This window comes from Thermomonas beijingensis (assembly GCF_020034655.1).
Classification (GTDB): domain Bacteria; phylum Pseudomonadota; class Gammaproteobacteria; order Xanthomonadales; family Xanthomonadaceae; genus Thermomonas; species Thermomonas beijingensis.
Genome location: NZ_JAIQDJ010000002.1, coordinates 399,647 through 413,025 on the forward strand (window position 1 = coordinate 399,647; position 13,379 = coordinate 413,025).

Here is a 13,379-nt window from a genome sequence, read left to right on the forward strand (position 1 = left end):
GGCGTGTGTTGGCCCGAGCTCTCTATGCGCCCAAATGGTTGAAAGTGCAACAAAAAAACCCCGGGTGCAGGGCATCCGGGGTGGGTTGATGCGTGGCGCTGACAGCGCCGATACTCAGGTTTTGGCGGGCTCGCGCAGCTCTTTGCGCAGGATCTTGCCGACATTGCTTTTGGGCAATTCGTTGCGGAATTCGACAAAACGCGGCTGCTTGTAGCCGGTCATGTTTTCGCGGCAGAACGCCTTTACTGCATCGGCCGTCAATGCCGGGTCTTTCTTGACGATAAACACCTTCACAGCCTCACCGGATTTGTCATCCGGCACGCCGATGGCGGCCACTTCCAACACACCGGGCATCATTGCAATCACGTCTTCCACTTCATTGGGATAGACGTTGAAGCCAGATACCAGAATCATGTCTTTCTTGCGGTCGACGATATAGAAATAACCTTGTTCGTCCATCTTGGCCATATCGCCGGTATGCAGCCAACCGTCGGCATCCATGACCTTGGCGGTTTCTTCGGGACGCTGCCAATAGCCCTTCATCACCTGTGGGCCTTTGACACAGAGCTCGCCAATTTCGCCCATGGGCAGGATTTGGCCATCTTCCCCTTTGATGCAGACCAGCGTAGATGGCACCGGCATGCCGATGGAGCCGTTATAGGCGCGCAAATCCAGCGGGTTGATGCACACCGCGGGTGACGTTTCGGTCAGGCCATAGGCCTCCGCCAAGGTGGTGCCAGTCACCTGTTTCCACTTGTCGGCCACGGCCCGTTGCACGGCCATACCACCGCCCAAGGTCAGGTGCAGATGCGAGAAATTCACTTGCTCGAAGCCGGGGGTGTTGAGCAAGCCATTGAACAGAGTGTTGACACCCGTGATCGCAGTGAAGCGGGTACTTTTGAGTTCTTTGACGAAACCGGGCATATCGCGCGGATTGGTGATCAATAGATTACTTGCGCCGAACTTGATGAACACTAGGCAGTTCGCGGTCAGCGCGAAGATGTGGTACAGCGGCAACGCGGTGACGATGGTTTCTTCGCCAAGCCTGATATTGGCCCCCACCCACGCCGCCGCCTGCTGCATATTGGCCACCAGGTTGCGATGGGTCAGCATCGCGCCCTTGGAGACACCGGTGGTGCCGCCGGTGTATTGCAGGAAGGCCAAGTCGTCCAGCGTACTGCGGAGTTGGGGCAGCTGGTGCATGCGGCCAAGTGTCAAGGTGTCGCCGAAGCGCACCGCACCCGGAATATTGTAGTCGGGCACCATTTTCTTGATGTACTTGAGCACGAAATTGATGAGCGCGCCCTTGGGGAAGCCCAGCATGTCGCCCAACCCTGTCGTGATGGCACGCACGCCCGGCATCTGCGCCAACACTTCTTGCGCCACGTTGCCGAAGTTGTCCATCACCAACAAGACACTGGCCCCGGAGTCTGCCAACTGGTGCTTGAGCTCACGCGGGGTATACATCGGGTTGGTGTTGACGACGACCAGCCCAGCGCGCAAGACGCCAAAAATCGCCACTGGATATTGCAGGCAGTTAGGCATCATGATCGCGACGCGATCACCTTTTTTAAGTTTCAACTCGCCAAGCAGATAGCCGGCAAAATCACGACTGAGGCGATCCAGTTCGGCATAGGTGATCGATTTGCCCATATTGATGAAGGCGGTTTTATTGCCATACTGCGCAATTGCCTTGTCAAACACATCGGTGATCGACGCGAACTCGTTCATGTCGATTTCGGCGGGCACGCCGGCGGGGTAGTGGTCTAACCAAGGCTGTTGCGAACGCATGCACTGTTCCCCTGCAAGTGAGCCGGCGCAGTAGGTGCGGCGGCGTATGGATTCCGCTTTGATTTGAGCATAGCCTCCGATGCGTGACAAGCCGATCTGGTCAAGAGCAGGAATGCTGCAATGCGCAATTTCCATGTATTTCCCCGCATTGTGCTCGCCACCGTGCCGGCCTTGCTACTGATGGTGTCCGCGGCCTGCCACAAACAAGTGCCGGAACAGGCCGTGCGGGCGCAGCTTGCGGCGTTGCAGGCGGCAATGGATGCCCGCGACGCCACTGCAGTGCGCGATTTGCTGGCAACCGATTTCATCGGCGAGCAGGGGCTGGAAAAACGCGGCGCGCATCAACTTGCTGCTGGCCTGTTTCTGCGCTACCGCGAGGTAAGCGCGAAGATCGGCCCGATCCAGGTCGAGGTGCTCGATCCCAGCAACGCCATCGCCCGCTTCAACCTGCTGGCCACGGGCGGCAGTGGTGGACTGCTGCCCGACAGTGGCCAAGTATTCGCGGTGGAAACCGGTTGGCAGTACATCGACGGCCACTGGCTGCTGCGCAACGCAAGTTGGAAGCCTGCGTTGTAATGCGTTTCAATCTGCGCGCGCCGCCAACTGCCGCAGCACATACTGCAACACGCCGCCATGACGGGCGTAGTCCACTTCCTTGGGTGTGAGCAGCAATACATCGACTTCAAAAGTGATGATGCGGCCATCGACGCGGGTGGCGGTGACGGTGGCAAGCTTCGAAGCGCCATCGGCCAGCCCGGATACCGCGTAGGTCTCATGGCCATCCAGGCCCAGGCTGGCGGCGTTCTGTCCCGCGCGAAATTGCAGCGGCAGCACGCCCATGCCCACCAAGTTGCTGCGGTGGATGCGCTCGAAACTTTCCGCAATCACCGCTTTCACGCCGAGCAGCAACGTGCCTTTGGCGGCCCAGTCACGGCTGGAACCGGTGCCGTATTCCTTGCCGGCGATCACCAGCAGCGGGGTGGCGTCCGCTTTGTAGTGCATCGCGGCATCAAAGATCGCCATTTTCTCCGGCGGCTGCGCGCCGAAGTACAGGGTGTTGCCGCCTTCTTCGCCACCGAAAAACAAATTCTTGATGCGGATATTGGCGAAGGTGCCGCGTACCATTACATCGTCATTGCCGCGCCGGCTGCCATAGCTGTTGAAATCTTGCGGGGCCACGCCACGGGCAATCAGGTAACGGCCGGCCGGCGACTCTTTCTTGATGCTGCCGGCCGGGCTGATATGGTCGGTGGTGATGGAGTCCCCGAAGTAGCCCAGCACGCGCGCGCCGTGGATGTCGTCGATGCGGCCCACCTGCATGGTCATGCCGTCGAAGTAGGGCGGGTTCTTGATGTAGGTGGACTCCGCATTCCAGGCATACAGTTCGCCATCCGGTGAGGCGATGGCGTTCCAGCGTGCATCCCCTTTGAACACGTCGGCGTAGTTCTGCTTGAACATGTCCGGGCCAAGCGTGGCCAAAATGGTGTTGTGGATGTCCTGGTTGCTGGGCCACAACTCCTTCAGATACACCGGTGCACCATGGGTATCGGTGCCCAGCGGCTCCTTGGTGATATCGAGTTCGGTGCTGCCGGCCAGCGCGTAGGCCACCACCAGCGGAGGGCTGGCCAGATAGTTCATCTTCACTTCGGCGTGGATGCGGCCTTCGAAATTGCGGTTGCCCGACAACACCGAGGCCACGCACAAATCACCGGCCGCAATTCCGGCGCTGACTTCGACCGGCAACGGGCCGGAATTGCCAATACACGTGGTGCAGCCATAGCCCACGGTGTAGAAGCCGATTTTTTCCAGCTCGGCCAGCAGCCCGGCGCGTTGCAGGTAATCCGTGACCACCCGTGAACCGGGTGCCAGCGACGTTTTGACCCACGGTTTGCGGGTCAGCCCACGTGCGGCCGCATTGCGCGCCAGCAGGCCAGCGGCCACCATGACGGCCGGATTGGAGGTATTGGTGCACGAGGTAATCGCGGCAATGACCACCGCGCCATCCTTGATCCGCATGTGGCTGCCGTCGATGGCGATATCGGCCTGGCCTTTGCCATGTTGTTCGTTGCCCACGGCCGCGCCACCACCTTCGGCGATGAAATCAGCCACCTCGCTGCTGCGCTTGTCGCGGGCGGCGGTGAGTTGGCTGATTGCCGCGCGGCTGGCACTTGGCATGTCGGTCAGCAAGACCCGGTCTTGCGGGCGCTTGGGACCGGCCAGCGAGGGCAGCACGGTGCCCATGTCCAGTTCCAAGGTGGCGCTGTACTGCGCGTGCGGGCTGCTGGCGTCGTGCCACAGGCCTTGCACCTTGGCATAGGCCTCCACCAGGGCGATCTGATCATCACTGCGACCTGACAGGCGCAGATAATTCAGTGATTCGGCATCAATCGGGAAAATGGCGCAGGTGGCGCCATATTCGGGCGACATATTGCCAATCGTGGCACGGTCGGCCAGCGGCAGGTGTTGCAGCCCAGCGCCGAAGAATTCGACAAACTTGCCGACCACACCGTGCCGACGCAGCATCTCGGTGACGGTCAGCACCAGATCGGTGGCGGTCGCCCCTTCCGGCAGTTTGCCGGTCAGCTTGAAGCCCACCACTTGCGGGATCAGCATGGAGGCAGGCTGCCCCAGCATCGCGGCTTCCGCCTCGATACCGCCCACGCCCCAGCCCAGAATGCCGATGCCATTGACCATGGTGGTATGGCTGTCGGTGCCAAACAGGGTGTCAGGGAAGGCCCACTGGACGCCATCCAGCTCACGCGTCATCACCACCCGCGCCAGATATTCCAGGTTGACCTGATGCACGATGCCGGTGTTGGGCGGCACCACCTTGAAGTTGCCAAAGGCCTTTTGCCCCCAGCGCAGGAAGCCGTAGCGCTCGGTATTGCGTTCGAATTCGATCCGGCCGTTGGCGTCCAGCGCATCGGGGCGGGCGAACACGTCCACTTGCACCGAATGATCAATCACCAATTCCGACGGAATCAGCGGGTTGATCTGCTCGGGCCGGCCGCCCAGTTTCACCACCGCGTCGCGCATCGCCGCCAGATCCACCACGCAAGGCACTCCAGTGAAATCCTGCAAGATCACGCGGGCCGGCATGAAGGCGATCTCGGTGGCAGGTTCAGCGGCGGGGTTCCACTGGGCCAGCGCTTCGATATGCGCCGGCAGCACGCTGACGCCGTCTTCATGCCGCAACAGGTTTTCCAGCAGGATTTTCAGCGAATACGGCAGGCGCGCGATGTCAAACCGCTGCCCCAGCGCCGGCAGGCTGGCGTAGGCATAGGTGTTGCCATTCACATCAAGCTGGGCGCGGGTGGCAAAGGAATTCAACATGGCAGGCTTCCGATTGCAGGGATGCCGCAAGTGTATGCGCTGAACTGTAAGCATTCCGTTGCAGTGGTGTAGCAACCAGTTCCTTGAAGGCGGCAATTGCGGGATTAAGTAGGGTTGAAAAAGTATGTATAATTCATGCATACCAAAGTGGATGTGCGCGATGGAAGCCACCGTTGCCGAGCGCGGCCAAATCACCTTGCCCAAAGCCGTGCGCGATGCATTGGGGCTGGCCAAGGGCAGCGTGCTGAAAGTGGAACTGGATGGCAGCCGCATTGTGCTGAGCAAGCATGTGGACGATGCGATTTCGCGCGTGCGCGGCAAGTTTGCGCTGGATGCCAGCCCAGCCAACAAAGGCAAGGCCGCGTGATTGCGGTGGATGCCCCGGTGTTGGTGGAATTGCTGGCCAATGGCCCACGCGCCGATGCGGTGGAAGTAGGGTTGCGGCAAGCCCTTGGCGCGGGCCGGGTGGTGATTTGCGATGCCGCACTGGCGCAGTTGTGCGCCAGTTTGCGTAACGGTGCCGACGCACTGGCCGCGCTGGAAGAAATGGGCGTGCATTTTGCCGCGATTGAACCCAAATCCGCCTTACGTGCTGGCGAAATGCAGCGCCGGCAACGCCAACGTGGGGCCGCCACACGCCCGATTTCCGATTTCCTGACTGGTGCCCACGCGCTGCTGCAATGCGATGCGCTACTCACCTTCGATGCCGAATTTCATCGCGACTACTTCAAAGGCTTGAAGTTGATCGTGCCAAACGTTTGATCGCACCACCTCACTGGAGACCTCCCCCATGTTGAATGCATACCGCCAACACCTTGCCGAGCGTGCCGCGCTGGGCATCCCCGCACTGCCACTGACGGTGCAGCAGACCGCCGAGGTCATTGAATTGCTGAAAGCCCCGCCGGCGGAGGAAGCTGAGTGCCTGCTGGACTTGTTGGTCAATCGCGTGCCGGCCGGCGTGGACGATGCCGCCAAGGTCAAGGCCTCGTATTTGGCGGCGATTGCGTTTGGCAGCGAAACCAATGCGCTGATTTCCCGCGCCCGCGCCACCGAGTTGCTGGGCACCATGCTGGGCGGCTACAACGTCGCCCCGTTGGTGCAATTGCTGGACGATGCCGAGATTGGCAGCGTGGCGGCCAATGCACTCAAGCACACCTTGCTGGTGTTCGATGCCTTCCATGACGTGCAGGACAAGGCCAAGACCGGCAACGCCAATGCGCAAGCCGTGCTGCAAAGCTGGGCCGAGGCCGAGTGGTTCACCAGCAAGCCGGAAGTACCGGCCAGCCTGACCATCACCGTGTTCAAAGTACCCGGCGAAACCAATACCGATGACCTGTCGCCGGCGCCGGACGCCACTACCCGCCCCGACATCCCGATGCATGCACTGGCAATGTTGAAAAATGCGCGCCCGGATGCACCATTCCAACCGGAAGAAGACGGCAAGCGCGGGCCGATTCAAAATATCCTGTCACTGAAGGACAAAGGTCATTTGGTGGCCTATGTGGGCGACGTGGTCGGTACCGGCTCCAGCCGCAAATCGGCCACCAACTCGGTGCTGTGGTGGACCGGCGATGACATCCCCTACATCCCCAACAAGCGCGCCGGTGGTGTGTGCCTCGGCGGCAAGATCGCGCCGATTTTCTACAACACCATGGAAGACGCCGGGGCGCTGCCGATCGAGCTGGATGTCAGCCAGATGCAACATGGCGACGTGGTCGAGCTGCGTCCGTATGAAGGCAAGGCACTGAAAGCTGGCGAAGTGATCGCCAGCTTCGAACTCAAATCCGACGTGCTGCTGGACGAAGTGCGTGCCGGTGGCCGTATTCCGCTGATCATCGGGCGTGGCCTGACCGCCAAGGCGCGTGAAGCGCTGGGCTTGCCGGCCACCCACCTGTTCCGCCTGCCGGTCAATCCGCCGGATACCGGCAAGGGTTTCACCTTGGCGCAGAAGATGGTGGGCCGCGCCTGCGGTCTGCCGGAAGGCAAGGGCATGCGCCCGGGCACCTATTGCGAGCCGAAGATGACCTCGGTAGGCAGCCAGGACACCACCGGTCCGATGACCCGTGATGAGCTGAAAGACTTGGCCTGCCTGGGCTTCAGCGCGGACCTGGTGATGCAGAGCTTCTGCCACACCGCCGCCTACCCCAAGCCGGTCGATGTGAAAACCCATCACACCTTGCCGCAGTTCATTTCCACCCGTGGTGGCATTTCGCTGCGCCCCGGCGATGGCGTGATCCACAGCTGGCTCAACCGCATGTTGCTGCCTGATACCGTGGGCACCGGCGGTGATAGCCATACCCGTTTCCCGGTGGGGATTTCGTTCCCGGCCGGCTCCGGCTTGGTGGCATTTGCCGCCGCCACCGGGGTGATGCCGCTGGACATGCCCGAATCGGTGCTGGTGCGCTTCAAAGGCGAATTGCAGCCGGGGGTCACCCTGCGTGATCTGGTCAACGCGATCCCGCTGTACGCGATCAAGGCGGGTTTGTTGACGGTGGCCAAGGCCGGCAAGAAAAATATCTTCTCTGGCCGCATCCTGGAAATCGAAGGCTTGCCGAACTTGAAGGTGGAACAAGCTTTTGAATTGTCCGATGCCTCGGCCGAGCGCTCCGCCGCTGGTTGCAGCGTGCGCCTGAACAAAGAGCCGATCATTGAATATCTCAACAGCAATATCGTGCTGTTGAAAAACATGATTGCCGAAGGCTATCAAGATGCGCGTTCGCTGGCGCGCCGCATCGAGAAAATGGAGGCTTGGTTGGCCAACCCGCAATTGCTGGAGCCGGATGCCGATGCCGAGTACGCGGCGGTCATCGACATTGATCTGGCCGACGTGCACGAGCCCATCGTGGCCTGCCCGAACGATCCGGACGATGTGAAAACCCTGTCCGATGTAGCTGGCGCGCAGATCGACGAAGTGTTCATTGGTTCGTGCATGACCAATATCGGCCACTTCCGTGCCGCTGCCAAATTGTTGGAAGGCAAACGCGACCTGCCCACCCGCTTGTGGATTGCACCGCCCACCAAGATGGATGCCAGCGAGCTGACCAAGGAAGGCCACTACGGCACCTTTGGCAACGCCGGTGCGCGCACCGAAATGCCCGGCTGTTCGCTGTGCATGGGCAACCAGGCGCAGATTCGTGAAGGCTCCACCGCGATGTCCACCAGCACCCGCAACTTCCCCAACCGCTTGGGCCGCAATACCAATGTGTACCTGGGTTCGGCCGAGTTGGCGGCGATTTGCGCACGCCTCGGCCGGATTCCCACGCGTGAGGAATACATGGCCGACATCGGCGTGATCAATGCCAATGGCGACAAGATCTATCGCTACATGAACTTCGACCGGATCGAGGAGTACAGGGCGATTGCGGATACCGTTGCGGCGTGATGCTTGCGCTGTAGTTTGAAACAGCAACGCCCGGCCCGACCGGGCGTTGCTGTTTCGGCTTTGGGTGCGCAACCTATTCCGGGTCGTAATCCAGATTGAACGACAGCCAGCGTTCGGCCTGCGCCAAATCCACGCCTTTGCGTTTGGCGTAGTCGGTCACTTGTTCTTTGCTGACCCGGCCTACCACAAAATAATGGCTATCGGGGTGGCTGAAATACAGACCCGACACGCTGGCTGCGGGGTACATCGCAAAGTGGTCGGTCAGGGTGATATTGGCGTTATCAGTGGCTTTGAGCAAGTCAAACACCACGCGTTTTTCACTGTGTTCGGGGCAGGCCGGGTAGCCGGGGGCAGGGCGGATGCCTTGATAGCGCTCGGCGATCAAATCGTCATTGCTCAACTGCTCGTCCGCGGCATAGCCCCACAATTCGGTACGCACGCGCTGGTGCAGACGTTCGGCGAAGGCTTCGGCCAAGCGGTCGGCCAAGGATTTGAGCAAGATCGCGTTGTAGTCGTCGTGCTCGGCGCGGAAGCGTTCCAGATGCGGCTCGATCCCCAGTCCGGTGGTCACCGCGAATGCGCCCACCCAGTCCTGTTTGCCACTGTCTTGCGGGGCGATGTAATCGGCCAAACACAGGTTAGGGCGCTCGATGGGTTTGTCGGCCTGTTGACGCAAGCAGCGCAGCCACACATCGGCACCGTCTTTTTGCAGCACGATATCGTCGCCCACGGTATTGGCCGGCCAGAACCCGCAGGCTGCTTTGGCAGTGAGCCATTTTTCACTGACGATTTGCTTCAGCATCGCACGCGCATCGGCGTACAACTCGCTGGCCTGTTTGCCCACGATGCTGTCGGTCAAGATCGCCGGGAATTTTCCGGCCAACTCCCACGCATTGAAGAACGGCGACCAGTCGATGCAATCCACCAGTTCCTGCAACGGGTAGTCATCAAACACATGCAGTCCCGGTTGCAATGGCGCCGGCGGGGTGTAGTTGGCCCAGTCGAAAGTGAACTTGTGCGCGCGGGCTTTTTCCAACGTCACCAAACGTTTGCCATCGCGTTGGCGATGACGCTGGCGGATATCGGCATAGTCGGCATCGTTGGCGGCCATGAAGGGTCCGCGTAGCTCCGGCGACAGCAGCGTTTGCGCGATACCTACCGCGCGCGATGCGTCTTTCACCCATACCGTGGGTGACTTGTAATGCGGGTCAATTTTCAACGCGGTATGCGCACGCGATGTGGTGGCACCACCAATCAGCAGCGGGATGGTGAAGCCCTGCCGCTGCATCTCGCGGGCAACGTGGCTCATTTCCTCCAGTGACGGCGTGATCAGGCCGGATACGCCAATCATGTCGGCGTTTTCGGCAATCGCGGTATCCAAGATCTTTTGCGCCGGCACCATCACCCCAAGGTCGATCACCTCGAAGTTATTGCAGGCCAGTACCACGCCAACGATATTTTTCCCGATATCGTGGACATCGCCTTTGACCGTGGCCATCACGATCTTGCCATTACTTTTGCCGGCGTCGCCGGTGCGCAGTTTTTCAGCTTCGATGAAGGGCAGCAGATAGGCCACTGCCTTTTTCATGACGCGCGCGGATTTGACCACCTGCGGCAAGAACATTTTGCCGGCACCGAACAGGTCGCCAACCACGTTCATGCCGTCCATCAACGGGCCTTCGATGACGTCCAGCGGGCGCGTGGACAGGCTGCGGGCTTCTTCGGTGTCGGTTTCGATATAGGCGTCGATGCCTTGCACCAGCGAGTGCGCCAAACGCTGGCCTACCGGCTTGTCGCGCCATGCCAGATCTTCGACTTTCTTTTCGCCTTTCTTGCCTTTGAAGCGGTCGGCGATTTCGAGCAAGCGTTCGGTGGCATCATCGCGGCGATTAAGCACCACGTCTTCCACGCGTTCGCGCAGATCCGCATCCAGACTGTCATACACCGGCAGTGCGCCGGCATTGACGATGCCCATGTCCATGCCGGCGCGGATCGCGTGATACAAAAACACCACGTGAATGGCCTGACGCACGGCCTCGTTGCCACGGAACGAAAACGACACGTTGGAAACGCCGCCGGAGATATGGCTAAACGGATGGCGGCGTTTGATTTCGCGGCAGGCTTCGATAAACGCCACCGCGTAATCGTTGTGCTCCTCGATACCGGTGGCAATGGCAAAGCAATTGGGATCGAAGATGATGTCTTCCGGCGGGAAACCAATTTCTTCGGTCAGCAGCGCGTACGCGCGCGAACTGATCTCAACCTTGCGCTCGACGGTATCGGCCTGGCCCGCTTCATCAAACGCCATCACCACTACCGCTGCACCATAGCGCCGCACCAGGCGCGCCTGCCGCAGAAATTCGGCTTCGCCTTCTTTCATCGAAATCGAATTGACGATGCCTTTGCCCTGCAAGCACTGCAAACCGGCTTCGATCACCTCCCATTTGGATGAGTCCACCATGACCGGCACTTTGGCGATGTCCGGTTCGGCGGCGATCAAGTTGAGGAACTCGACCATCGCCTTCTTGGAATCCAGCAGGCCTTCGTCCATATTGACGTCGAGCACCTGCGCGCCGTTTTCCACTTGCTGCCGCGCCACCACCACGGCCTCGTCCAAGCGGCCTTCCATGATCAATTTCTTGAATTGCGCACTGCCGGTGACATTGGTGCGCTCGCCCACGTTGATGAAGTTGGATTCCGGGGTAATGGTCAGCGGTTCCAGGCCGCTGAGGCGGGTTTGCCGAAGCAGGCGGCTCATGCCACGTCCTCCAACTGTGGTACCACGCGTGGCGGTAGCGCATGTACCGCTTGTGCAATCGCATGGATGTGTTCAGGCGTGGTGCCGCAGCAGCCGCCGACCAGATTGATCAAGCCGCTTTGGGCAAATTCACGCAGTACTTCGGCCATGTCTTCGGGGGTTTCATCATAACCACCAAACGCATTGGGCAGGCCGGCGTTGGGGTGACAGCTGACATAGGTGTCGGCCACTTGCGCCAGCACATCCACATGCTGACGCAGGTCTTTGGCACCCAGTGCGCAATTCAAACCAATGGCGAGTGGCTGCACATGTCGCAAGGAATACCAGAACGCCTCGGCAGTCTGCCCGGACAAGGTGCGGCCGGAGGCATCGGTAATCGTGCCCGAGATCATCACTGGCAGGCGTGCGCCGATTTCGTCGAACACATCATCAATGGCAAACAGCGCGGCCTTGGCATTGAGGGTGTCAAACACGGTTTCCACCATCAGCACATCGGCACCGCCTTCGATCAGGCCGCGTGCCGATTCTCGGTAGGCCTCGGCCAGTTCGTTGAAGGTGATGGCACGAAAGCCCGGGCGGTTCACATCCGGCGACAGTGAAGCGGTGCGGCTGGTGGGGCCCAATACGCCAATCACAAAGCGTGGTTGGCCGGGTGTATGCGCTTGCATGGCATCACATTCGACGCGTGCCAAGCGTGCACCTTCACGGTTCAACTCGCGCACCAGATGCTGCAAGCGGTAGTCGGCCAGCGAGATACTGGTGGAATTGAAGGTGTTGGTTTCAACAAGATCAGCGCCGGCTTGCAGATACTGGCGATGAATGCCGCCGATGATGTCGGGGCGGGTAAGACTGAGTAGGTCGTTGTTGCCGCGCTGGTCATGGCCTTCGCAGCCACAGCCGGGGCCGTGCTGGTGGCCTGCCTGCGTAAACAACGCATCGAAGCCGTCGGCAAAGCGTGTGCCGCGATAGTCGGCTTCGCTCAATTCATGGCGCTGAATCATGGTGCCCATCGCGCCATCAATGATCAGGATACGTTGGCTCAAAGCAGCTTGTAGCGCGGCAACCCGCGCCGGATGAAGCCAGGGGAGGGACATGACACGTATTCCTTACGGCTTGATGCCGGTCAGTGAAATCACTTCAAAATGCGGCGGGCGGCGCTCGCGGGTGACGGTGCCGCAATTGGCAATGCTCAAGCCGGCTTTTTCGGCAAATTTGCGCAAGTCCTTTTCGCCAAACCCGAGGTTGATATGGCCATATGCATCCACCACGGCGCGGTGTTCATGGCGGGCCAAGCTGGATAGCAGCAAGCGTCCGCCCTTGCGCAGCACACGTGCGGCTTCGGCAACCGCCTGTGCAGGCCTGGCGGCGTAGGTCAGGGCGTGCATCAGCACGACCAGATCGAAACTTTCGTCATCAAACGGCAGCGCGTGCATATCGCCTTCGCGAACCTCTACGTTGCCGTAGCGGCGCAGGCGCTCGCTGGCCGCCGCCACCACGCGTTGGCTGGAATCAATACATACATAACGATGTGCATGTGGTGCCAGTAACTCGGCCAGCACGCCGTCGCCCGAGGCGATATCCAGCACATCGCCCGGCCATAGCAACGGAATCGCGGTGCGTGCCAAGGCCTCCCACGTGCGCCCCGGCGAGTAATGGCGCTCCATGTCACCTGCCACCGAGTCGGCCCAATTTTGGTCAGCGGCACGCATCGCCAGCACGGCAGGCACGCGTTCGGCATCTTGGCGCAGCAGTGGGTCGTCGCTGCCGTGGCTGATCGAATGCCATAGCGCACGCTGCGGGGGCTCAATCGCGCTATCGTCAAAACGATAATAGGCAGAGACGCCGGCGCGGCGGTCGCGCACGAGCCCGGCATCCTTGAGTTTGGCAAGGTGGGTGGAGACGCGTGGTTGGGCCAGCTGGGTGATTGCAGAAAGCTCTGCCACCGTCAGTTCCTCGCCTTCCAGAAGCGCCAGCAGGCGCACCCGGGTGGCGTCGGCAAAAACCTTCAGATGCGACGACCAAGTTTCGAGATCCATTTATATCTTTCCATCGCGATTCAAAGATAATTGTTGCGCGATGCGGGATTGCGGTCAAGCGACTTCGGTGCCAGAGGTT

At 60.4% G+C, this 13,379-nt stretch carries 9 protein-coding genes; 4 read left to right on the forward strand and 5 right to left on the reverse strand.

The features are described 5' to 3' along the window. Window positions 1–114 precede the first annotated feature (114 nt). The gene (locus K7B09_RS07690) at window positions 115–1,791 is read right to left on the reverse strand and encodes an AMP-binding protein (RefSeq protein ID WP_223628509.1); all 1,677 of its coding nucleotides are present in this window, start codon (window positions 1,789–1,791) and stop codon (window positions 115–117) included. Window positions 1,792–1,911: 120 nt separating this feature from the next. On the opposite strand from K7B09_RS07690, the gene K7B09_RS07695 reads away from it, so the two are divergent. Next, a complete protein-coding gene (locus K7B09_RS07695; RefSeq protein ID WP_223628513.1) occupies window positions 1,912–2,367 on the forward strand; it encodes a nuclear transport factor 2 family protein in 456 nt (151 codons plus the stop codon). A gap of 6 nt (window positions 2,368–2,373) precedes the next feature. Here the strand turns inward: K7B09_RS07695 and acnA are convergent, their stop codons facing one another. Then, complete coding sequence (acnA, locus tag K7B09_RS07700) at window positions 2,374–5,124, reverse strand: aconitate hydratase AcnA (protein ID WP_223628518.1); 2,751 nt, start codon at window positions 5,122–5,124, stop codon at window positions 2,374–2,376. Between the two features lie 160 nt (window positions 5,125–5,284). Between acnA and K7B09_RS07705 the strand changes: the two genes are divergently transcribed. Genes K7B09_RS07705 through acnB form a run of 3 tightly spaced genes read left to right on the forward strand, consistent with a single transcriptional unit; the run spans window position 5,285 to window position 8,506 of the window. Continuing rightward, window positions 5,285–5,491, forward strand: a complete 207-nt coding sequence (locus tag K7B09_RS07705) for an AbrB/MazE/SpoVT family DNA-binding domain-containing protein (protein ID WP_223628520.1) — start codon at window positions 5,285–5,287, stop codon at window positions 5,489–5,491. After that, window positions 5,488–5,886 carry a type II toxin-antitoxin system VapC family toxin gene (locus K7B09_RS07710; RefSeq protein ID WP_223628524.1) on the forward strand — a complete coding sequence of 133 codons (399 nt, stop codon included), beginning with the start codon at window positions 5,488–5,490 and terminating at the stop codon, window positions 5,884–5,886. The genes K7B09_RS07705 and K7B09_RS07710 overlap by 4 nt, the downstream gene beginning before the upstream one ends. 28 nt (window positions 5,887–5,914) lie before the next feature. Beyond that, window positions 5,915–8,506: a bifunctional aconitate hydratase 2/2-methylisocitrate dehydratase gene (gene acnB, locus K7B09_RS07715; protein ID WP_223628528.1), complete on the forward strand. Its 2,592-nt coding sequence runs from the start codon at window positions 5,915–5,917 to the stop codon at window positions 8,504–8,506. A gap of 73 nt (window positions 8,507–8,579) precedes the next feature. Here acnB and metH read toward each other — a convergent pair whose 3' ends face one another. Genes metH through K7B09_RS07730 form a run of 3 tightly spaced genes read right to left on the reverse strand, consistent with a single transcriptional unit; the run spans window position 8,580 to window position 13,300 of the window. After that, window positions 8,580–11,264, reverse strand: coding sequence for a methionine synthase (metH, locus tag K7B09_RS07720; RefSeq protein ID WP_223628530.1), 2,685 nt, complete (start codon window positions 11,262–11,264; stop codon window positions 8,580–8,582). Then, window positions 11,261–12,358: a homocysteine S-methyltransferase family protein gene (locus tag K7B09_RS07725; protein ID WP_223628533.1), complete on the reverse strand. Its 1,098-nt coding sequence runs from the start codon at window positions 12,356–12,358 to the stop codon at window positions 11,261–11,263. Before K7B09_RS07725 ends, metH begins: the two co-directional genes overlap by 4 nt. Window positions 12,359–12,370: 12 nt before the next feature. After that, window positions 12,371–13,300 (reverse strand): ArsR/SmtB family transcription factor, encoded by a 930-nt coding sequence (locus K7B09_RS07730; protein WP_223628535.1) that lies wholly within the window; start codon window positions 13,298–13,300, stop codon window positions 12,371–12,373. Between the last annotated feature and the right edge of the window lie 79 nt (window positions 13,301–13,379).

Coding starts and splice junctions, on each gene's coding strand:
- K7B09_RS07690 (WP_223628509.1), bottom strand. CDS start 1,791: ATGCGTTCGCAACAGCCTTGGTTAGACCACTACCCCGCCGGCGTGCCC.
- metH (WP_223628530.1), bottom strand. CDS start 11,264: ATGAGCCGCCTGCTTCGGCAAACCCGCCTCAGCGGCCTGGAACCGCTG.
- K7B09_RS07725 (WP_223628533.1), bottom strand. CDS start 12,358: ATGTCCCTCCCCTGGCTTCATCCGGCGCGGGTTGCCGCGCTACAAGCT.
- K7B09_RS07695 (WP_223628513.1), top strand. CDS start 1,912: ATGCGCAATTTCCATGTATTTCCCCGCATTGTGCTCGCCACCGTGCCG.
- acnA (WP_223628518.1), bottom strand. CDS start 5,124: ATGTTGAATTCCTTTGCCACCCGCGCCCAGCTTGATGTGAATGGCAAC.
- K7B09_RS07705 (WP_223628520.1), top strand. CDS start 5,285: ATGGAAGCCACCGTTGCCGAGCGCGGCCAAATCACCTTGCCCAAAGCC.
- acnB (WP_223628528.1), top strand. CDS start 5,915: ATGTTGAATGCATACCGCCAACACCTTGCCGAGCGTGCCGCGCTGGGC.
- K7B09_RS07730 (WP_223628535.1), bottom strand. CDS start 13,300: ATGGATCTCGAAACTTGGTCGTCGCATCTGAAGGTTTTTGCCGACGCC.